The sequence below is a fragment of the Sphingobacterium sp. R2 genome, from assembly GCF_040760075.1.
Taxonomy (GTDB): Bacteria; Bacteroidota; Bacteroidia; order Sphingobacteriales; family Sphingobacteriaceae; genus Sphingobacterium.
This window is the reverse complement of the sequence record NZ_CP142884.1, coordinates 5136924-5157536: the sequence shown is the minus strand read 5'-3', so window position 1 is coordinate 5157536 and position 20613 is coordinate 5136924. Positions and strand designations below refer to the sequence as shown.

The 20613-nt window shown below is 38.8% G+C and carries 20 protein-coding genes and 1 tRNA gene; 11 read left to right on the top strand and 10 right to left on the bottom strand.

Features of this window, described 5'->3' with window-relative positions:
* Positions 1-85: 85 nt before the first annotated feature.
* Both VXM68_RS21580 and VXM68_RS21575 read left to right on the top strand, forming a co-directional pair.
* Positions 86-1054, top strand: coding sequence for an ROK family protein (locus VXM68_RS21580; protein WP_293952192.1), 969 nt, complete (start codon positions 86-88; stop codon positions 1052-1054).
* Between the two features lie 94 nt (positions 1055-1148).
* Positions 1149-1532 carry a hypothetical protein gene (locus VXM68_RS21575; protein WP_293952194.1) on the top strand — a complete coding sequence of 128 codons (384 nt, stop codon included), beginning with the start codon at positions 1149-1151 and terminating at the stop codon, positions 1530-1532.
* Between the two features lie 62 nt (positions 1533-1594).
* Here VXM68_RS21575 and VXM68_RS21570 read toward each other — a convergent pair.
* Positions 1595-1676: transfer RNA gene (locus VXM68_RS21570), tRNA-Leu, on the bottom strand.
* Between the two features lie 385 nt (positions 1677-2061).
* On the opposite strand from VXM68_RS21570, the gene VXM68_RS21565 reads away from it, so the two are divergent.
* The 4 genes from VXM68_RS21565 (at position 2062) to VXM68_RS21550 (ending at position 7644) form a co-directional block, all read left to right on the top strand.
* Positions 2062-2628 (top strand): sigma-70 family RNA polymerase sigma factor, encoded by a 567-nt coding sequence (locus VXM68_RS21565; RefSeq protein ID WP_312363198.1) that lies wholly within the window; start codon positions 2062-2064, stop codon positions 2626-2628.
* Positions 2629-2630: 2 nt separating this feature from the next.
* Positions 2631-3467: an anti-sigma factor gene (locus VXM68_RS21560; RefSeq protein WP_367210008.1), complete on the top strand. Its 837-nt coding sequence runs from the start codon at positions 2631-2633 to the stop codon at positions 3465-3467.
* 391 nt (positions 3468-3858) lie between these two features.
* Positions 3859-6672, top strand: a complete 2814-nt coding sequence (locus tag VXM68_RS21555; RefSeq protein WP_367210007.1) for a PAS domain S-box protein — start codon at positions 3859-3861, stop codon at positions 6670-6672.
* Positions 6673-6909: 237 nt separating this feature from the next.
* Positions 6910-7644, top strand: a complete 735-nt coding sequence (locus VXM68_RS21550; RefSeq protein WP_367210006.1) for an SDR family NAD(P)-dependent oxidoreductase — start codon at positions 6910-6912, stop codon at positions 7642-7644.
* 154 nt (positions 7645-7798) lie between these two features.
* On the opposite strand, the gene VXM68_RS21545 is transcribed toward VXM68_RS21550, so the two are convergent.
* Positions 7799-8830: a fatty acid desaturase gene (locus tag VXM68_RS21545; RefSeq protein ID WP_293952204.1), complete on the bottom strand. Its 1032-nt coding sequence runs from the start codon at positions 8828-8830 to the stop codon at positions 7799-7801.
* Positions 8831-9205: 375 nt separating this feature from the next.
* On the opposite strand from VXM68_RS21545, the gene VXM68_RS21540 reads away from it, so the two are divergent.
* Entirely contained in the window at positions 9206-9589 is a 384-nt protein-coding gene (locus tag VXM68_RS21540; RefSeq protein WP_294183173.1) for a DUF202 domain-containing protein, read from the top strand.
* Between the two features lie 98 nt (positions 9590-9687).
* Here VXM68_RS21540 and VXM68_RS21535 read toward each other — a convergent pair whose 3' ends face one another.
* Complete coding sequence (locus VXM68_RS21535) at positions 9688-10050, bottom strand: VOC family protein (RefSeq protein ID WP_294183171.1); 363 nt, start codon at positions 10048-10050, stop codon at positions 9688-9690.
* 5 nt (positions 10051-10055) lie between these two features.
* Positions 10056-10259 carry a hypothetical protein gene (locus VXM68_RS21530; protein ID WP_293952210.1) on the bottom strand — a complete coding sequence of 68 codons (204 nt, stop codon included), beginning with the start codon at positions 10257-10259 and terminating at the stop codon, positions 10056-10058.
* Between the two features lie 289 nt (positions 10260-10548).
* Between VXM68_RS21530 and VXM68_RS21525 the strand changes: the two genes are divergently transcribed.
* Positions 10549-12471: a hypothetical protein gene (locus VXM68_RS21525; protein ID WP_367210005.1), complete on the top strand. Its 1923-nt coding sequence runs from the start codon at positions 10549-10551 to the stop codon at positions 12469-12471.
* Positions 12472-12553: 82 nt separating this feature from the next.
* Here VXM68_RS21525 and VXM68_RS21520 read toward each other — a convergent pair whose 3' ends face one another.
* Together VXM68_RS21520 and VXM68_RS21515 are read right to left on the bottom strand one after the other, a co-directional pair.
* A complete protein-coding gene (locus VXM68_RS21520; RefSeq protein WP_367210004.1) occupies positions 12554-12817 on the bottom strand; it encodes a hypothetical protein in 264 nt (87 codons plus the stop codon).
* A 56-nt stretch (positions 12818-12873) separates the two neighbouring features.
* A complete protein-coding gene (locus VXM68_RS21515) occupies positions 12874-13791 on the bottom strand; it encodes a diacylglycerol kinase family protein (RefSeq protein WP_367210003.1) in 918 nt (305 codons plus the stop codon).
* A 51-nt stretch (positions 13792-13842) separates the two neighbouring features.
* On the opposite strand from VXM68_RS21515, the gene surE reads away from it, so the two are divergent.
* Positions 13843-14619: a 5'/3'-nucleotidase SurE gene (surE, locus tag VXM68_RS21510; protein ID WP_367210002.1), complete on the top strand. Its 777-nt coding sequence runs from the start codon at positions 13843-13845 to the stop codon at positions 14617-14619.
* A gap of 13 nt (positions 14620-14632) precedes the next feature.
* On the top strand, positions 14633-15664 hold the full coding sequence (locus tag VXM68_RS21505) for an aldo/keto reductase (RefSeq protein ID WP_367210001.1): 1032 nt from the start codon (positions 14633-14635) through the stop codon (positions 15662-15664).
* A 100-nt stretch (positions 15665-15764) separates the two neighbouring features.
* Here the strand turns inward: VXM68_RS21505 and VXM68_RS21500 are convergent, their stop codons facing one another.
* From VXM68_RS21500 to VXM68_RS21485, 4 genes are all read right to left on the bottom strand, one after another.
* A complete protein-coding gene (locus VXM68_RS21500; RefSeq protein WP_293952221.1) occupies positions 15765-16943 on the bottom strand; it encodes a GAF domain-containing sensor histidine kinase in 1179 nt (392 codons plus the stop codon).
* Between the two features lie 77 nt (positions 16944-17020).
* Positions 17021-18445: an SDR family oxidoreductase gene (locus tag VXM68_RS21495; RefSeq protein WP_367210000.1), complete on the bottom strand. Its 1425-nt coding sequence runs from the start codon at positions 18443-18445 to the stop codon at positions 17021-17023.
* A 207-nt stretch (positions 18446-18652) separates the two neighbouring features.
* Positions 18653-18832 carry a DUF5670 family protein gene (locus VXM68_RS21490; protein WP_293952225.1) on the bottom strand — a complete coding sequence of 60 codons (180 nt, stop codon included), beginning with the start codon at positions 18830-18832 and terminating at the stop codon, positions 18653-18655.
* Between the two features lie 259 nt (positions 18833-19091).
* Positions 19092-19607 carry a ferritin-like domain-containing protein gene (locus VXM68_RS21485; protein ID WP_209577996.1) on the bottom strand — a complete coding sequence of 172 codons (516 nt, stop codon included), beginning with the start codon at positions 19605-19607 and terminating at the stop codon, positions 19092-19094.
* 349 nt (positions 19608-19956) lie between these two features.
* Between VXM68_RS21485 and VXM68_RS21480 the strand changes: the two genes are divergently transcribed.
* Positions 19957-20607: a MarR family winged helix-turn-helix transcriptional regulator gene (locus tag VXM68_RS21480; protein ID WP_367209999.1), complete on the top strand. Its 651-nt coding sequence runs from the start codon at positions 19957-19959 to the stop codon at positions 20605-20607.
* The last annotated feature ends 6 nt before the right edge of the window (positions 20608-20613 follow it).

The window sequence follows — 20613 nt, the reverse complement described above, 5'->3', positions numbered from 1 at the left end:
AAAATTAATTGTCAAGAAGATTTTGTCGACTGCTCATAAAATATTATATTTTAGTAATTTTTTAAATTAAGAAACATAAATAGAAATGTCGTTAATAAATTTATCAAGACGCGTGGCGTTGGGAATAGATATTGGGGGGACCAATACGAAGTTTGGCGTGGTCAATCATCGCGGTGAAGTGCTTGAAAAAGGGAGCATAAAAACAGATGATTATGAGACAGTAGAAGAGTTTATTGATGCGCTGTATGAAAAGGCACTTCCTTTAATTGAAAATTTTGGTGGCAAAGACAGTTTCGATGGAATTGGAGTTGGCGCCCCAGATGCCAATTATTATACTGGAACAATAGATCATGCGCCCAATCTTCCGTGGAAAGGTGTGATTCATTTCAGCGATTTAATGACTACCAAGTTTAGTATTCCTTGTACCATCACCAACGATGCGAATGCCGCGGCTTATGGTGAGATGCTTTTTGGTGCAGCCCGAGGAATGAAAGATTTTATTATGATTACCTTGGGGACAGGTGTCGGGAGTGGTATCGTGGCCGGAGGAAAGCTAATTTATGGTCACGACGGATTTGCGGGGGAGTTAGGTCACACGATCGTGAAACCCGGAGGGAGGAAACATTGGAGCACAGGTTCTGAAGGGAGTTTAGAAGCGTATGCTTCCGCTACGGGAATAACGATCACGGCAAAGAAAATGCGGGCTGAATTTCCCGAATCGATGTTAAATCAATATCCTGAAGATGCTATAAATTCCAAAACTGTCCATGAATGTGCAATGAAAGGAGACGCAATAGCCATTGAAGTATTCCGATATACCGGGCAGAAGCTTGGTGAGGCCTTGGCTAATTTTGTCATGTTTTCATCTCCTGAAGCAATTCTTTTATTTGGCGGTGTCATTAAAGCCGGAGATTTTATATTGAAACCCGCTAAATTGCATATGGAAAGAAATCTTTTCCCATTGTTTAGGAATAAAGTGAAACTTGTCTTTAGTGAATTGGAAGAAGCCGATGCAGCAATTCTAGGGGCAAGTGCATTGGTTTGGGAAAAATAAGCATTTCTATCACTTGCGTCATAGACTACAATTATCTTTATACGGGCTAAAGGCATAGTCTTTGCGGATAGATTGATTTAAACTCACAAATTATATGAAAAAGATCGTATTTCTTTCCCTGTTGCTATGCGCAGCTTTATTTTCGAAAGCAGACCAACTGCAGGCCCTTACACAGAAGCAGGCCGAAGCAGCTGTTGTTTACCTAAAGAAAGAGCCTATTATTATTTTGTGGTGCAGCTGCTGCGACAACCAAATTCCTCAAAAAATATCGGTAAATGAAGTTTATTATAAGAAAGATTCCGATGGAAAATATTATTCTGTTATCGTAAAAGGCCGAGATGAAAGCGGGATGGAAGTAGAAGAAGATGTGGATTTGGCTTATGTATTTGTAAAAAAAGGTAAAAAAGCGAAAAGTTTAGGGAAGGTTTTAAAATTTGAATGCGATCCTTGTACAAAACCATTCGATTGGTCTGCTTAATTGATGGAGCAAAGAGGACATTCTAAAAAAAATCCCGAACGTAACGTTCGGGATTTTTTTTGTGCGGAAGAAGGGACTCGAACCCCCACGCCTCGCGGCGCCAGATCCTAAGTCTGGTGCGGCTACCAATTACGCCACTTCCGCATTGGGATTTCTTATGGGACAAATATAGAAACGAAAGTATGATATTGCAAGTATGGAAGATATATTCTGTGCTTTAAATACGGATCATCCTGTTTATGAACACAATATTTTTCACCACAATGCTTATTTTTTTTTATCCTCTAGTTTTTAAGTAACCTTTTCAGGCTACTTCTCCGTTAAAGTTCGTGCTGATTGATGAAAATTTTATAGGATAAGAAACGTTTAAAAAATTGTGGTCATCATAAAGCCATTCATGTAACCATAGTCTTCTAAGTAGCATGATACGTATTTTTACTCGTTTTTCAGGAACTTTAACTTATTTTATTTTAGCTCTTTCTTTATGTAATTTTTAATGATCATCTTTAGTCTGTTATAAGCATAAAATTTGAGTCCATTACACAATCTTTCTGAAGAGACATTAATTCTTTTATTGAAAAAGAAGAATCAACAGGCTTTTAGTTATCTTTATGATCACTATGCCGATGCGCTCTTTGGGGTGGTTTGCCGTATCGTTATTTCAAATGAGCATGCCGAAGAAGTGATACAAGACGTCTTCGTCAAAATTTGGCGGTATATCGATGTCTTTGATGAGTCAAAAGGCCGTCTTTATACCTGGATGATTAATATCGCCCGTAACACAGCACTCGATCATCGAAAATCAAAAGCAATTGTTAACGAGCAGAAAAACCAACCGCTTTCAAATATCGTAAATAGGGAAGAAGAACAGGATCAAAGTCAGGGTGGATTACATATAAAGTCAGATTTTATTGGTTTCAGCACTATTTTAGATAAATTAAAGCCTGAATGGCGTATCTTGATTGAAATGGCTTACTATGAAGGTTATACACAACAAGAGATAGCCGAACAACTTGATGTTCCGCTTGGGACGATAAAAACCCGTACCAGGGCAGCATTTATACAGTTACAACAACTATTAAAAGAGTACCGTTAATTTTGGATATTAAAGCATACATATCATCGGGGATTATTGAATCGTACGTTTTGGGGCTCGCATCCGAAGAGGAAGTGAGTATCTTAAACTGTATTCGAAAAAATAATATCGAAGTGGAACAGGCCATCGCGGAAGCAGAGATAGCACTCGAAGAGCTGGCCGATAACCAAGCGATTGAAATGCCTATGCAGTTGAAACAAAATATTTGGAATAAGCTCGTTGCGGAGAATCTGATACCAAGCGAAGGTGGGGAAGTTAGCGAAATACAATCGGATTCTTCGGCCGACCCTCATGAAGTGGTTGTTATGAATTCAAATAGGAAAGCATTTGTTAAACGATCTTACGCGTGGGCCATTGCAGCGAGCCTATTGGCGGCTGTTAGTATCGGTACAAATATATACTTATATCAACGTGAACAAGAGTCAGTCAATAAATTGAATCAGACAGCGATCTTATTTGATGCCCAACAGGAAAAGCTCGCGATATTGCAGGATAAATGGACACTTGTTGAAAATCCTACGATTAAGACAATCCCTCTTAAGGGAGTAGAGAATAAACTGGATTATCGCGCCTTGGTATTTTGGGATCAGTCATCAAAGACAGTCTATCTGAGCATTGAACATCTGCCCCCGGCACCCAAAGGAAAGCAATATCAATTGTGGGCAATGGTTGATGGTAAACCCGTTAGTGCAGGAGTTTTCCCACTCGACGTAAAGACAGATATCGCAAGTAGGATGCTGGACATTGCTAAAGCGCAGGCGTTTGCTATTACACTCGAGGATGAAGGTGGAAAAGATGTGCCCACACTTAGTGCATTATGTGTGATGGGTAGTATATAAGAATAATCCTGCGCAATAACTTATTGCCATACCACTATTAATGCTTCCCAAAATCTAAGCTTCTTTTGATTGAATGCCCACTTCTATGGGCACAGTATTATTAAATGTCAGTTGATAAATTTTGATAAATTCAATGCAGAAGTTAGTTTACATTTAGTATGCTAATAATTTTCGATGCTTAGTTTTTTAAAATAAAAACTTTTTTAAAGTAGAGATGTTCATCTTTATATTTACAATGCTATTCTCTCTGTTGGTCTGCCTTTTTGTATAGAGCAAAGTACACTAAATTAAATCTATCTATGCGGGCGGAAAGGGGATAATTGAACCAAGCTATACCTTAGTACCTATAAATACGTAGAAGAAATAATTGATAACCAATACGGGTTTTTAAATGAATGCTAAATTATCGCCAGCAAATGAATCAGATCGGATACGTGTTTTGCACGAATACGAAATTCTAAATACAGCAAGAGAGGAAGAGTTTGACCGCATCACTAAAATTGCATCGCTTGTATGTGGTACGCCAATTTCTCTAATTTCATTTGTTGATAAAGATAAGCAATGGTTTAAATCGCGCGTAGGGTTAGATACTGAAGAAACAAAAAGAGAAGTATCGTTTTGCCAGTACACACTTCACGAAGATCAGTTAATGGAAGTGGAAGATGCCGAAAAAGACGAGCGTTTCAAATCCAATGAATTGGTGACTTTAGCACCCCATATTCGTTTTTACGCAGGCTTGCCACTCATTGATCCCAATGGGTATGCACTAGGTACACTGTGTGTTATCGATCGTGTTCCGAGGCAGCTCGATCAATATCAAAAGGAAATTTTAAGACTTCTGCGAGATGAAGTCGTCACACTGATCGTCAATAGAAAAGAAAAAGAGAAGTATAAAGAAAGTGAACAGAAGCTGAAAGCATTTTTCGAAAACTCTCAAGGACTGATGTGTACACACGATCTGAATGGTAATTTCATAACCGTGAATGATGCTGGGGCCAGAATTCTGGGTTATACAAAAGAGGAGATTCAGTCACGATCCCTTTTTGATATTGTTCCCCCCGAGGGACATCAAAATTTACAAGAATACCTACACGCAATTGTACAACGAGGAATTATCAAAGGGGAAATGCGTACCATCACACGTTCGGGCGAGATGCGTGTTTGGATGTTTAACAATATTCTACAAAACAGTACGAACAAAGTACCTTATGTGATTGGAAATGCCGTGGATATTACTGAGCAGCATTTTCTGGAAAAGAAACTTAAACATGCGCAGGCAACTTTAATGCGAACGGGTAGGGTGGCTAGGATTGGTGGTTGGGAATATACACCTACTGATGGGAAGATTGTATGGTCGGAAATTACCAGAGAAATTCATGAAGTACCTGATGCATATGAACCAAACTTAACAACTGCACTGAACTTTTATAAAGAAGGGGAATCTAGAAATAAAATAAGCCTTGCAATTGAACATGCACTCAAGACAGGAGAGCCTTGGGATTTGGAACTCGAAATTGTCACATTCACGGGGCACATCCTTTGGATACGCGCGTTGGGAAATGCCGATTTTGAGAATGGACATTGCGTTCGTTTATACGGTACTTTTCAGGATATTGACAAACGTAAACGCATCGAAGCCGAGTCCTCGCATTCCAAAAAAATGCTTACAGAAGTGTTGGATGCAACCTCCGCGGTCGCAATTATTGCAACCGATAAAAATGGTGTAATTACATTATTTAATACAGGAGCCGAAAATCTTTTGGAATACAGCAGTGAAGAAGTCATTGGAAGATTAGGTCTAGCCCATTTTCATTTGAAAGAAGAACTCGTTTTGAGGGCTAAAGAAATGGAGGTTGAATTGGGGCGGCTAGTGGATGAATATCGTATTTTTTCGGATATCGCTGACTTACACGGCGCAGAACAACGAGAGTGGACCTATTGTAGAAAAAATGGAAGTAGATTACATGTTTCGTTAGCAGTTACTCATATACGCGATATAAATGAAGATGTCATTGGTTACCTTGCTATCGCAACAGATATCAGCAGAATCGTCTATCAGCGTGAGGAGCTTGAAAAGGCTAAAATAGTTGCAGAGCAGGCAAGTGTAGCAAAAACGCAATTTTTGACGAACATGAGCCATGAACTTCGTACGCCTCTAAACGGAATTGTTGGCTTTACCGATTTATTGCTCGGAACCGCACTTGAGGATACGCAAAGGGAGTACCTCACTATCGTTGATCAATCTGCCAATTTATTGCTTGGAATTGTCACTGATATCCTAGACTTTTCTAAAATCGAAGCAGGTAAATTGGAACTGGATGTTGAACAGACCGATCTTTATGAATTGGTTATTCAATTGACAAACTTTCTTAATATTCAGCTCAAAGCCAAAAAACTGGCGTTTTATTTGAATATTGCTCCCAATGTACCAAAATACATCTGGGTTGATGCGCTGCGTATCAAGCAAGTATTAATGAATTTGCTGAGTAACGCGACTAAATTTACGGAGAAGGGCACCATTGAACTCAGCATTTCAGTCGAATCGGAAAGTCCTCATCAAGCTGTGTTGTGTTTTAGCGTAAAAGATACAGGTATAGGTATCAAACAAGAAAAATTAGAAAAGATATTTGAAGCTTTTTCACAAGAAGATAACTCGATGACTAAACGGTATGGCGGGACTGGTTTGGGACTGACAATATCGAATAAATTGCTTCATATGATGGACAGTGAATTGAAAGTTGAAAGCATTTTTGATGCAGGAAGCCGCTTCTTTTTCAATATCCAGGTTCCTGCTATTTGGGAAACAGATGATTTGGAAGGATTGGGCAAAATAAAGGACGTGCTCATTGTTGCTGAAGAAGAGTCTGAACGAAATCTTTTGGCTCGGATGCTGTCTTTGAAAAATATTAATGTAACCCAAGCAAAAACTGGATTTGAAGTAGTACAAATGTTGAAAGGGGGACGCCGTTTTGATTCGATTTTGATTGATAACCAATTGCCTATTATGAGTGGTATTGAAACCATACAGCATATTCGCGAAAAACAATACGATAGCAATTTTGAGCAGCATATTATTCCTATTTTTAGTGCTGACCGGCACAATATAGCTCAGCTTTGTCAGCCTCTTGCCATAACTTGTTGGTTAGTCAAACCTGTGACGCAGCAAGCCCTTTATGCAGCGTTAGTAAAAAAGTATATTGCCTAGTAATAACCAACTGTTTGTTTAGCACTATTGAATGTCTTTGCGTGTTGTATTATCCTATAGCTGCTTTGGTACTCAAGCTAGTCATTAACCACAATGAAATATCAATACGAGCTATTGATTTTCAACGATATAATTTATAGTCTTCCATAAATCAAGAGGACAGCAATTATCGCAAGTTTCGGATTTTTTAAGGTTTTCTTTTAATATAGTTTTGTGGGAACTAATAACGATAACATTATGCAAGTTTTTAAAGATAAAACCATCCTGGTTACAGGAGCCAATAGAGGAATAGGTAAATCACTGGTGAGCGCACTGCTTAATTTGGGAGCAATAAAGATATATGCCACCTGTAGAAATTTGAAATCGATGCCATTATTCGATGATGAGCGAATAGTCCCCTTACAACTAGACATAACGGACGATGAACAGATAGAAGAGATTGCAAATACTGCTTTCGATACAGAAATTCTGATCAACAACGCGGGAACCTTAAATCCGGGAAACATGCTACAAGGAGAACTGTTGGGCATGGAGCACGATTTAGCGGTGAATTATTTTGGGACAATAAAAATGATGCGTGCATTTGCTCCAATTCTTGTTAAGAATAGACCTTCTATAATGATCAATATTGTTTCTATTGCGGCATATTCTCCGTTACCCTCAATTGCTGGCTATGCGGCCTCAAAAGCAGCGCTTTATTCGGCTACACTATCCGTACGCATCGAATTGGCTAAAGATGGTGTAACCGTGTATGCCGTAAACCCTGGGGCTATTGACACGGATATGAACAAAGGAAGCGATTGGGAGATGCCAGATCCGGATACAACAGCGGTGAAAATATTGGACTATGTATCCGCCGGAAAACTAGACATCGTTCCGGATGATATGGGGCAAGGTATGTATGCTGCATGGAGGGAAGATCCTGAGAAATTGTCAAAAATGTTTTCGGATCTTTATTACATAGAAAAATAGTTTATAAATCTTTCGGTACCTATAAGCTTCTTTATAGGGCCGAATAGCTAGCAGGGTAGAATAATAAGCAATTCACAGCGCGTATCAGCTACGATCGGCATAATCTCGTCGGCGACATAATCGCTGTGAATGCGGTTACCACCAAATGTGAATATTATTCTTTTGATTGTAGGTAAGGGAGGCGGTATTGCTCATTAAATCTTTTCTTGTCATCCCGATAGCTGCTAACTGCTCCTAGTTTATGCATTATTTTAATATAACACCACGCAAGGTCTATTTGGTAGGGTTTGAAACCACTACGTGCACTCTTGGGGTATAAATGATGGTTATTGTGCCATTCACCTGCTACAATGCCAGGCCATAATTGATTTATGGATTTGTCCTTCTCATTAAAATCGACGCCTTCCCGTTGTTTGTCTTCGCCTTTTGCATGACCTTCATAGTTGAAGGTTCGGACGCCGACAGCCCAGAAGCCAGCGGCGCCAAAGAGTGTGCAAGCAAGGGCATGACCACCAATCAGATAAAATATGGCATACCAAAAGGCCCAATTAAGGATCCACGACCACACCGCGTGCGAGGGATTGACATAAGATCCCCACTTTTTATATTGTGCATAGCTATTGGCTGTAACACCTGTGTGTCGCATAAGTAATTTGACCCTGTTATATGAATTTTCCGTCAGGTCCTTAGCGATAGGCTGATGATTTACATCGGCTAAGAAACAGTATAGAAAACCCGCTTGCGCATTGTAAGGATCACCGGGTTTATCCGATTTGGCATGATGCACATGATGCGAAATCACATATATTTCTTCGGGAATGACATTGATAGTCAGATTTTGTGTGACAAAGCGCCAGAAACCGTTACGGAATTTAAATGCACCATGTGTGGCAAATCGATGATGCCATATCGTTCCATGGGTACCCATAACAATCATACTATAGAGGAAGGCTGCCAATACTGTCCACCAACTGAAGTGGTACACCAAAAAGAGGATAAAAAAGGGAATTAGGCAGGCTACCTTTAACCAGCTAAAAAAGGGTAGCCAATTTCGCTTATCCTTAAAAATATTGAGACGTTTGAAGAATTCTTTGAATATTTCTCTTTTGGTTGGCTTTACGAGGTTTCCATCGGTGTCTTTCCATCCATAGGTAGGAACTTGCAGAACGTGGTCTAAAAAGGGCATTTGTGGTTGATGTAAATTTTAATTTTTGTTAAAGTTACCATATTACAAGGTTAAAAAGTGTTAATCTTAAAAGTTTAACATATCCTTAAGATGTATTTTGGCGTAGCGCTCTATAATTGCATCGGCATTTTTGATTAGAGATCGGATAAATTGATGCGTCAACATATCGAATATAAACAGATGTTCTACTTTAGAAACATTGAAAGTATTTGCTTTAAATTTTAGGTAAAATTGTTGTTTTTTTTGTTCGCAAATCGCTTACGTTTTAAGAAAGATTTTGGATAACAATTTTAAAGATCGAAACATTAAAATATGATGCAAACTTTTTAAAGATATGCAGCGTTTATAAGGGATAAAACCACAAAATTTATTTAAATGTCTAATAACAATGTACCGCAGAAGGTGAATGACCATCTTGCTAATGAGCGGACTTTTCTCGCTTGGATACGAACCAGCTTAGGGATTATGGGCTTTGGATTTGTAGTCGTTAAATTTTCATTATTCATTCGTCAGATAGAGCTCATTTTAAAGAAAGATGTCGTTGTTGGCTCCCAGCATGAATCCTCTGGCGTTGTCGGAGTTTCTATTGTGGTCATTGGTGCATTGACGGTTATCGTTGCTTTCTTAAAATATCGTAAAACAAATAAGCAAATCGAGGACGAGAACTTCGTTCACACTTCGAATAGTATCACGATTGTAGCCGTATTGATATTTGTTATCGGTCTTATTCTGAGTTGGTATCTTATTGACGGTCTTTAGGGCGCTGAAATTATTGTATTAAAACCGACTCCTATTTATATCAATCGGTTTCCAAATAGGTCTTCCGCAGCGTCGTAAAAGCCCGATCGGTATCCAAATCAAATTTTATTTGACTTGGAATAATCGGTTATTCCAAGTTTGTTTCCGAAAGGATCGTTAAATTCGACTGCTAGACCTGTCATGATATCAAATGGCTCGCTTAAAAATACGATCCCCTTTTGCTTTAAAGATTCATAGGTTGCCTTAACATCTGCAACGGTAAACCAAATACTTGGTTTTGCCTGTTGTGCCGAACTCAGTATGATCGCTGGTTCATTGTCGCCTACTTTAAACGCAGTCATGCCTTTTGCTGGAAAGTCAAATTTAGTTTCGAGCCCAAGTTGGTCTCGATAAAATTTTTTGGCTTTATCCAGGTCATCGACCGGTATAAAGAAATTGTCGTAATCCAATAATAGGTTCATGGTAATCAGGGTTTAATTTGTGATAAGTCTATTCCAAATGCTGTCAATTGCGATTCACCAAGTTCAGTGATATAGAAGTTTTTATCTGGGGGATCGTTTTTCGCCAACCAACCTTTTGTTATCAAAGTTTCAAGTAGGAGCTGGCCGAGTTTACCGCCGATATGTTCATAACATAATTTTGCGGGTTTCAATTTATCGTTTTTGTTCATTTTTGTCTTTTTGTTATCGTTTACTTTTTGATTTATAATTCCTTAGCTGTAAAATTATGAAAATGCGAAGGACTGAAAAATGATAGAGATCATTCATTTCAGTGGTTCTTTGACACGACGTAAAGCATATCACTTTTGTTTTTGAAAAACAAAATGTGTCTAAACGTGGTATCTAGAATGGAATTTTATTATATATGGAAAAGGAAAAGGATAGCGAGTCGCAGGTAAGGCGTTTATTTGAACGTTCAATACTCAAATAGCAGACCCCGCTTATATAGATGTTGACTTTTTGGTTTCACTGGTGGATGTCGTTCGTCCAAAGCATGTGAATTTATATGTTCATGCCGACATCCAATTTTTACTCGACTATTTTGAAGCATCACCTGAAGAACTTCAATTCTTCCAGCTTTATCTTAAAAGAATCCTGTTGGCCAAGGATTTTGATCAGCTGATTTCCGATACGGGCATCATTAGTTATGCAGATTTTTTTTACGAGCTAAAAAAAAGAATGACCGAACGGTATCTACCTTTTCAGCCGCCGAAGTCTACTTTACAATATCTTTTAAATCAAGTTTTCTACAAATCTAGCGATGCTGAATGGATAGCAATGATCCCTCAGGATCAGGTTGATAGGTTGTTTTGTTTATGTGGATTTCAAACGATTTATGACGATGAAACTGGCTTTGGAATGATTGAAATATTGTATGGACTGGAATTGCTGGTCCAACGTATTACAGGCCGTGCTATGGAAACAGATGTAAATAAGATGGTACCGGAATTTCAAAATTTTGATAGTCCATTTATTGCAATCATGCGGGAATTTACTGAACTGAATGATCGTCTTTTGCAATCCAATGTCAAGTTTATCCCATCCAACGATCTATCTTATAAGCAGATTTTGGTATTACATAGGCAATGCGAAGCGTATATCGAAACAGCATTCGACAATTCACATCGTTTTGGAATTTCTATCAAAGTGAATCAATCGCTGCTGCGCATGCGGCAACAATTGGAAAGAATCCGAGAAATTTTATATTTTTTGGTGATTGATCATCCAGATGAAAAGAGGCAAAAGACAATCAAACTAGCAGTAACACTTCTTGGATACAATTCCGGGAAAAGCAATATTCGCAAATTAGTTGGACAGAGTACACAACTTTTGGCCTACGAGATTACGCATCATACCGCGCAGACGGGTGAACACTATATTACCTCAAGTGAAAAAGAATATTGGAAAATGTTCCGATCCGCCTGTGGTGGTGGCCTCATTGTAGGCGTAATGTGTATCTTCAAGTTATTGTTAGGAAAGGTACACACCAGTGAATTTGGTCACGCATTTTTATATAGCCTGAATTATGCGGTAGGTTTTACGTTAATTTATCTTTTTGGTGCAACTTTAGCAACCAAACAACCCGCAATGACAGCTTCTGCATTGGTCAACGCAATTGAGCAGGGAACTTCCGGAGCTGGAAATAACAGACATCGTTATTGGATGTTTGCTGAATTATTTGGAAGATTATTTCGGTCTCAGTTCATTGCTTTTGTCGGTAATGTTATAATGGCTTTTCCGATGAGTCTTTTTCTTGTTTGGTTGATTCAGCAGCTGTCTCACGTTAATATTGCGAGTGCGCAGTGGTCACATCTTGTTAACGACCTTAACCCTGTAAAAACACCTTTAGTTTTTCACGCATCAATCGCTGGCGTTTTCTTATTCCTCTCGGGAATCATTGCCGGAAGTATCTCAAATAGAGACAAGCACAATTCAGTTTATTATCGCATTCAGGAGCATCCTATGCTGAAAAAGATCTTCGGACAGCGGCAGACGAACAAAATAGCTTTGTTTTATGAGAAAAAATGGGCAGGTATCGTATCTAATGTTTGGTTTGGAATTTTTATGGGAACTACAGCTCCCGTCGGACTTTTTTTAGGTTTAAATCTGGATATTAGGCACATCACATTTGCGAGCGGGAATTTGGCATTGGGCTTATTTGGGAACGGTATGGAGTTGCCTGCCGAGATCTGGTTTTGGGGGATCTTGGGGATTGGATTAATAGGTTTTTTCAACTTTATGGTTAGTTTCTCCTTATCGTTGATTTTAGCTTTTCGTTCGCGCAACTTATCCTCGGGAGAATTGATTAAAATGGGGCGAGCCGTTTGGATCTATTTTAAGATCAATCCAAAGCTATTCTTCTTCCCACCTCGAAAAAGTTAAGTTCTAAAAAGTTAAGTTATAATGAAGTCCAGCAACTCTTAATCAATCCCTACCAATGCAAGGATAACAGGCTAATTTCCTTCTAAACATTGATATCACCGGAAAGATCGGGTGTGTCTTCTTCGTCCCTTTTTCTCTGTGCGGCCTGTTCTGCGTCCTTATTATGGGTACGATCGTCTTTAATACCCGTTAAATCGGTGTTAGGACGCTTTTTTCGTTTGGAAGTGTCCTCTTTATGACTTTCGGACAAAGCAGTGTTTGACTTCTTTGAATCTTCATGGGAGGTCGTCGTCATCATAAAAATAAGTATGCTTGCCGTACGAGATTTATTTTTCAATCTATGCATTTGCCATGTTGTTGTTTAGTAGGGAACAGCGTTCGTAGCGTTATCGTTGGTACAAACTACAGCTTACTTTCGCCAGCAACGACTTCAATAAGGTTTTCAAGCAAGGTAATTTTTATTTGCTGGCCGCTGTAGTTCCTGCATTCATCATCAATGTGTATTTTTTTGCCTTCCCATTCCATTGTCAACTGGCTTGCTCGGATGGGTTTTATTGTCAACTCTACATCGGTTCCATTCAATAGTCCGTCAATATAGTCTATAAGTTCCTGCCGTTGCTTGTCAGTTACAATGATGATGTCGAATTGTCCGTCGCCCGGATCAGCATTGGAAGATAAGATTAGTCGAGGCCCCATGCTTGGAATATTCATAACTTCGGCGAGAATACATGCTGTTTCAAAGTGACTTTCTCCTAGCTTCATTTTCAGTGTTTTAGCCGGGAACGTTTGGACCAGTTCGCGTAATTGCTGGAGTGCAATTTTTATCTCTTCTTCCGCACTAAGATCTTCATCTAAACTCTTTTTGTCCATTTTCTCCATCAATAAAGGAAATACGCCGAAGCCGATGGATTCTATAAAATGGAGTGGCTTTCCTGCTAATCCCAGAATCATTCCTACATCGAACTTTTTAAGTTTACAGTCGTTCCAAAGACCAATGGCTTTTTCACAGTCAAGAGGAATGCCAAGAGAGAGCGCAATATTGTTTGCAGTTCCTTGTGGCAGTATGGCGATTGGTCTTTTAAATTTTAGTTTTTTTTCTAATAGCGCTAAAACTGCAGTTTTTATCGTGCCGTCACCGCCGGCCAAGGCAATAATATCAGTTTGCTGATCGATCTTCTTGACAGCGTTCTGCTTTGAGACTACTGAGCAACTGTGTCCAAGATTTTCAATCAATTGACATAGTTCATCTTTGTCCCCATTCGTATCATCCCCAGCTTTAGGGTTATGTACTAATCTTATGTTTTTGCCATGTTCTTTCATAACAATTGAACAAAGCATGGCTGAGATTGGTTTTCAAATAAAAGAACAACTATGAATATACTTATTACCAACGACGATGGCATTTATTCGCCTGGTATCGCAGCACTGGCAAGAATAGCGAAACAGTTTGGGACAGTAAAAATTGTGGCACCCGATGTGGAACAGTCGTCAATGGGACATGCGATTACGCATTCCCGGCCGCTAAGTTATCGGCGGGCACCTATTACTTTTGAAGATGTTGAAGCTTTTAAGGTCAATGGAACGCCGGCAGATTGTGTAGCATTGGGTTTACATATGTTTCCTGATACGCAGGTTGTACTTTCCGGTATCAATATGGGACCAAATCTTGGTAATTCTATGTGGCATTCGGGTACCCTAGCTGCTGCAAAGCAGGCTACCCTTCTTGGTGTTACGGGTATTGCCTTGAGCACCCCTGTCGGAAAGACGGAGCCGGATTTTGAAGGCTTATCTCAATGGACAAGGGATGTGCTAGAGATATTAATTGAAAATAAAGAACTTGTTGAAAATAAAGAACCCGCTCTTTACAATGTGAATTTCCCAGCCCAACCTCAGGGCATAGTATGGACAAGGCAATCAGTAAGGCTGTATGATGGCAGGGTGGTCGCTGGAGAAGATCCTATGGGAAGGGAAAACTATTGGATCACTGTCATACCTTTAGAACCTGCTGATAAAGGCACAGATCGTTGGGCAGTAGAAAACAATTTAGTATCCATTACACCATTACGTCTTGATCTTACCGCGCATGATAAACTTGCGGAAAGAGTGAAACGCGAGCAAAGTGAATTCAATGGAGCTAAGCGAATGTGAAAATTAAATATGAATGGAAAAAGATATGAATGCAACAGAAAATTTAATGCAAAAGGAAAGATTTCGTCCAGTTGATAAGGCTGGATTCGGAGGCGTAGCCTTGGGGAATGGATTTCAGCACCATACTGATTATGAATGTTTGAAGGCAGTAGAAGCGGCGTGGAAGGCTGGAATACGACTCTTTGACACTTCCCCATGGTACGGTCTAGGCATAAGCGAACGTCGAATGGGCTTATTTTTAAAAGATCAACCTAGGGAAAGTTTCACTTTGTCAACAAAAGTCGGTAGACTCATGTTGCCTCAAGAAGATTTTAAGATGGACCAGTTGCTGTGGAAAGGAAAATTAAATTTTGGGTACCGTTATGATTATACGGCGTCAGGTGTAAGAAGAAGCTTAGAAGATAGTTTGCAACGCTTAGGACTGTCTTCGATAGATATGGTATTTATTCATGATCTTTCCCCAGACAATGTAGATATGAAAGACAGCTATGCTTATTATTTTGAGCAAGCTGCGAACGGTGCGATGCCTGAATTGACTAAGATGAGAGAAGAAGGGCTTATTAAAGGCTGGGGGCTGGGAGTTAATACCGTTGAACCGATTTTACAGACATTGGAAGTTGCAGATCCAGACGTTTTTCTTTCAGCCTGTCAGTATTCACTGATAAAACATGAGGAAGGGCTGAATCAAGTTTTTCCTAAAGTCGCTGAACGAGGTATTTCAATCATCGTGGGAGCGCCATTATGTGCTGGATTTTTAGCTGGAAAAGATCGTTATCTCTACGATGGAAATTTTCCAGCCGGTGTAAAGGAAAAACTCAATGCATTATATCAGATTGCAAAAAATCACCATGTCGATCTTCGCACCGCAGCATTACAATTTTCGGCAGCACCCGAAGAAGTATCTGGCGTGATACCAGGCGCACATACTGCTGAACAAGCGGAGGAAAATGCAAATTCGTTTAGCGTTAAGATTCCAAACGACTTCTGGGACGAGCTAAAACACGAGAAACTTATTGAACAGAACTGTCCAGTACCCAACATGTGATGTACTTGACAAAATTTGGGGTGTGATTGGCACACCCTTTTTGAACTGATGTGAATTGGGAAATATGTTAGGCTAACTTTACGATCTGTCAATGAATAGATCATTTAAAATCTGCAGGTATAACCAGTTTAAACGTGATCGTATTATGATCTAAGTGAACGGTTATGGTCCCTTTGTGAAGTTTTGCTATTTCATGTGCAATAAATAATCCTAATCCCAAACCTTTACTATTGGAACCTCTTGTAAACGGTTCGAATAAGTTTGATAAATCCGACAGGTGCTGTGGGAATATTACGTCATTCGTGACGCTAAAAATAAATTGCCCGTCTTCAATGCTTGCATTGATCTCTATGTTTTTATCAGGATTTCCGTGCTTTATTGCATTTCCAATTAAATTTGAAAAGGCCCGTCCCATTTTATGTTGATCACAACGTATTTCAGTTGGAACCTCGATGTTGGCAATTAACTTTTTATTATGCAATAACTCATATTCTGATAGGATTTGTCTAATTAACGTATCTATTCGGCAATATTCATTTATTATCGAGGGTTTATTTTCAAGACGAATACTACTAAAATCCAATATATCGTCGATCATCCCTTTCATCCGAAAAGACGCTTCTTCTATTTTCTTTATTAAGCGTTTTTGGTTATCATCTTTTACACTTCCCATCAGGTATTGTGATATCACCTTTACGATACTGACAGGGTTATTCAGATCGTGGGCCAAGGCGGTCAAAATGAGCTCTCTATTTTTAGTGTAACTAAGCTCCTGTTTCAGTTCTTTTCTTACGTTATTTAAGCCGAAAATCGTATTAAAGTTTAGGGCAATTAGATCACTGCAAACGGGGAGCAGCGTTTCTAATTTGTTTCGGTCAAGATGTACAGGCTCCGCATTCATAAAACTCATGTGTCCTACAATAGCGTCATTTTTGTTCACTATTGGGTAAGAGATATAACTTTTTAAGCCGAATTCCTGTAGAACGTGAGCCCATTGATCAACTGTACATTGTGTGCTATCATCAATGTAAATAGGTGAAAAACCTGTTCTAATCTCTTGATATATTTTAACGTATGTGTCACTGTTTTTATCGACTATTTGTTGGGAGTGATAGTCATAAACGCACCAATTTCCCCATTTTGCCCCATCTTTCTTACGTATCAATCCATATCTCATTTTGGTTTGGCTACACAGTTCCTCCAGAATACGTTGACAGGTAGTGAAGTCGCTTTTATCGGATGTTTCGTACGGTTTATTTATTTGATTTGGGATGGTCATTTTTTTTTGCGTTTTTAGCTACTTGAACCCATCAACGGGTGTTCATTTCTCAGTGAAAATACAACATAATTTCCATATTATTTTTCCAATTTTGCTATTTGCTCGATTAATCCTTTAAATATAAAGGCGTGAAAGGGTAGCACGGCATACCAATATAGCCTACCTGAAATTCCCAAAGGCCTAAAAGTTGCAGTTTGTATCAACGTTTGGTCTTCGATTTTAAATTCGAGCCACGCTTCGCCAGGTAATTTCATCTCTGCATAGAGAAGTAGCCTTTTCTGTTTTTTATCTGCAATTAAGACACGCCAAAAATCAAGGGTGTCACCTGCGGAAAGGTCAGTTTTGCTTTTGCGCCCTCGTCGCATGCCGACCCCACCCACCAACTGATCCATAAAACCTCTAATTTTCCAAAGCCAATTGCCATAGTACCAACCCGATTGTCCACCTATAGACCAAATTTTGTTTAATGAAGTGTCACTGTTGCCGAGTGTCACACTACGAACATCTTTAAAGCAACCATAAGCGGGCACTTCCAACAGTCTGCTTAATCCTCCAGATAGGATATTACTGGTTTGTGCATCTTTCCAGCTCGAAATCACATGGTTACTTTCAATTTTTTGGAAAGCCAATTGGATAGCCGTCCGGTAGTTGATAAGTATTATGCCAAGTTGCTCGGCAAGGCGATTTGGTTTACATATCACTTCTACTTTCATGCTGTCAACTAAGTTTTTTGCCAAATTGTATGAAGTCGAAGTAACAAAATAAAGCCAATAGGAAGATAGCCTAGGTGTCATAACTGGAACAATGTAAATATGTCTCGTAAGCTTTCTCTCAGCGGCATACTGCAAAAGCATTTCTTTGTAAGTAAGAACATCCGGACCACCAATATCATAACTTTTATGGTATGTTTCAGCATTCAGAATAACACCGACCAAAAATTCAAGGACATTCCGGATTGCTATTGGCTGGCATTTGGTTTTAAGCCATTTTGGGGTCACCATAATGGGGAGTTTTTCCACTAAATCGCGTATGATTTCGAAAGAAGCACTACCAGACCCGACAATTATACCAGCCCTTAATGTTGTAATGGGAATTGAGCCACTTGCTAATATCTTTTCTACATTTTTCCTTGAATCCAGATGTTTGGACAGCTGGTTGGAATTACTTATTCCACTCAAGTAGATAATCTGCCTTGCTTTGGTCGACTCAATAAAGTTTTTGAAATTGGTAGCGCATTCAATTTCCATACGTTGAAAGTCACCAGTTTGGGTAGCCATTGAATGTATAAGATAGTAAGCTACATCAAAGTCAATCGGCAGGTTTTTAAGAGTTTCTTTATCCAGAAAATCTACCTCGATAACGACTATGTTGTGCTGTTCAGTTGGTATATTGAGGCGATCTTTATCCCTCACACAACAGATAAGCTCATGGCCTTGCTCCAATAAAACGGGTAAGAGGCGTTTGGCAATATAGCCCGTCACACCTGTTAAGAGAACCTTCATAAGCCATTATATCTTTTATTTGTGTTGTTTCCTATATAAATATCCTAAAATTTAGCTAAATTTTTAAATTTACTTCGCGGATTAGCTAGTTATTCTTTCCTTAGCACTGTCCAAATCTGCCCTTTTTCGTAAATAGCTTGGGTTTTTACAAGTAGAATAAATATATCTTTTTCATTACATGATGCGTAGGGGATTTTAGGCAATAACTTATTCCTCAGATCTGCTAGCTTCGCGGCTTCCATTGACCGTTATTGCACGAAATATAAAGGTTACAATTGCTAAAATTAATAAAACATGAACAGTATCTTCTGTTACAAACCCGCCAAGAAAAGTAACCGCCCAAATAATGATTATGCTAACGGCTATTGAATACAATAAATCTTCCATATGCTATTTCTTGATTAGAGAACAATATGCCGATGGAATCGTTTAAAATTTGATAGGAAAAGATAACTCTCAATTTCGATATTGGGAGCATAGATATATTTCTTGTACGATTAAAATTAATCAACGTGTACTCGGAATATAGAAGTTTAAAAGCGCGATTCCCTTATGCTACTGAGCAGATAACATGTAATTAATATTACGGGAACAGGATTTGAAACCAGAAATGCCCGATTTTTCGGGCATTTCTGGTTATTCATTATTAAGCAGATTCATTTACGCCAGATACCGCAATTTCTGTCAGTAACGTATCTGTCTCCTTTTCTTCATCAAGTGTTTGTTGGAGCAACTGCTCTGCCTCTGAATGTTTCATGAGCTTTGCAAATGTGACTAGACAACCATAGCTCGCTATTTCATAATGTTCAACTTTTTGCGCTGCGGAAATAAGCGCTGCGTCCAATGCTGGGTCTCCTTCAAAATTTTCGATAATCTCGTCAGCTTCCTCTAGGAGACCCTCCATGGCTTTACATTTCTTACCTCGCGCAGCGATTCCCAATACGGAAAACACTTCCTTAAGCCGCTCAATCTGCTGTTCGGTCTGGCCATGATGTTTTTCAAATGCTTGTTTTAGTTGTTCATCTTCGGCTGCTTTGCTCATTTTCTTTAAACCTTTTAAAAGTTGTTTTTCAGCACCCAAAATATCTTTTAATTCGTCTACAAATAATTCATGTAAATGCTCATTTGGCATTTTTTGTTGATTTTGATTCGATTTTGCCATAATTCTTTTTAGAGATGGACATGTGTCAAAATGAGATCGTTTTTAAAATCTCATTTTCATCTCCTTATTGTCGCTCGTATGCATCACTTGGTAGTAGTTAAACCCTTACACTCCTTTACTCAATCAAGTAAAAGTGAGTTTAATCGTAACATTCGGAACAAAATTTAATACTTATGCTGTCTATTTGATTTCTATGGCAGATTGTATTGCCTTTTTTTAGTATATTACGAAATAATAGTATATCAGATTAAACTTCAGATTATTTTGATTAGTTTATTTTTATTCCAAAATAGCCCTTTATTTTTATACATAAAACTATAATGGTATATTAGTGTTCTAATTAGTGCATATGAAGTATAAGCTTTTAAAAGAAATCATTGGATTAGTCGAGGAATTTGACGCGGAAAAAGGAGTTAATGGTAGCTTTAGCGATGACTTCGATGGATTTAAGCGTTGGATAGCGGCAAAGGAAACTGGAATTTCTGTTGAGCCCTATTGGGAAGGAAAGGAAAATGGGCGTACGCCAGAAAGTGTAATCAGCACCTTACTTGTGCATCTGAATAGGTTTGCAAAAAGCTATTCTAAAGCAGCTATATGGGAATCTGATTTTTCAACTCAAGAGGAGTATATCTATCTTATTACCCTGAAGTCATTTGGCGAGATGACAAAAATGGAGCTGATCAGAAGGAATATTCATGAAAAACCAGCAGGTATGGCCATTATTAACCGTTTAATCAAACAAGGCTGGATCAGCCAACAAAACTCAGAATTGGACCGTCGAAGTAAAGTGATCTATATTACGGAAAGTGGTCGATTGGCTTTAGATCAACAAATGGAAAAAATACGGTATGCAACACAAATTGTTTCAGGTAATTTGGCATACAGTGAAAAAATAACATTAATAAGTCTATTGGATAAGCTGAGCAAATTTCATCAGGTAATTTACGATAAGAATATTTCGCCAGATAAACTTTTGGAGCAGATAAATATAGCGAAATAACATCTT

Excerpts from the sequence above, each read along its gene's own strand:
- surE (WP_367210002.1), top strand. The coding sequence starts at position 13,843 with ATGAATATACTTATTACCAACGACGATGGCATTTATTCGCCTGGTATC.
- VXM68_RS21550 (WP_367210006.1), top strand. The coding sequence starts at position 6,910 with ATGCAAGTTTTTAAAGATAAAACCATCCTGGTTACAGGAGCCAATAGA.
- VXM68_RS21575 (WP_293952194.1), top strand. The coding sequence starts at position 1,149 with ATGAAAAAGATCGTATTTCTTTCCCTGTTGCTATGCGCAGCTTTATTT.
- VXM68_RS21540 (WP_294183173.1), top strand. The coding sequence starts at position 9,206 with ATGTCTAATAACAATGTACCGCAGAAGGTGAATGACCATCTTGCTAAT.
- VXM68_RS21530 (WP_293952210.1), bottom strand. The coding sequence starts at position 10,259 with ATGAACAAAAACGATAAATTGAAACCCGCAAAATTATGTTATGAACAT.
- VXM68_RS21520 (WP_367210004.1), bottom strand. The coding sequence starts at position 12,817 with ATGCATAGATTGAAAAATAAATCTCGTACGGCAAGCATACTTATTTTT.
- VXM68_RS21505 (WP_367210001.1), top strand. The coding sequence starts at position 14,633 with ATGGAAAAAGATATGAATGCAACAGAAAATTTAATGCAAAAGGAAAGA.
- VXM68_RS21535 (WP_294183171.1), bottom strand. The coding sequence starts at position 10,050 with ATGAACCTATTATTGGATTACGACAATTTCTTTATACCGGTCGATGAC.
- VXM68_RS21555 (WP_367210007.1), top strand. The coding sequence starts at position 3,859 with ATGAATGCTAAATTATCGCCAGCAAATGAATCAGATCGGATACGTGTT.
- VXM68_RS21500 (WP_293952221.1), bottom strand. The coding sequence starts at position 16,943 with ATGACCATCCCAAATCAAATAAATAAACCGTACGAAACATCCGATAAA.
- VXM68_RS21580 (WP_293952192.1), top strand. The coding sequence starts at position 86 with ATGTCGTTAATAAATTTATCAAGACGCGTGGCGTTGGGAATAGATATT.
- VXM68_RS21490 (WP_293952225.1), bottom strand. The coding sequence starts at position 18,832 with ATGGAAGATTTATTGTATTCAATAGCCGTTAGCATAATCATTATTTGG.
- VXM68_RS21515 (WP_367210003.1), bottom strand. The coding sequence starts at position 13,791 with ATGAAAGAACATGGCAAAAACATAAGATTAGTACATAACCCTAAAGCT.
- VXM68_RS21495 (WP_367210000.1), bottom strand. The coding sequence starts at position 18,445 with ATGAAGGTTCTCTTAACAGGTGTGACGGGCTATATTGCCAAACGCCTC.
- VXM68_RS21480 (WP_367209999.1), top strand. The coding sequence starts at position 19,957 with ATGAAGTATAAGCTTTTAAAAGAAATCATTGGATTAGTCGAGGAATTT.
- VXM68_RS21485 (WP_209577996.1), bottom strand. The coding sequence starts at position 19,607 with ATGGCAAAATCGAATCAAAATCAACAAAAAATGCCAAATGAGCATTTA.
- VXM68_RS21545 (WP_293952204.1), bottom strand. The coding sequence starts at position 8,830 with ATGCCCTTTTTAGACCACGTTCTGCAAGTTCCTACCTATGGATGGAAA.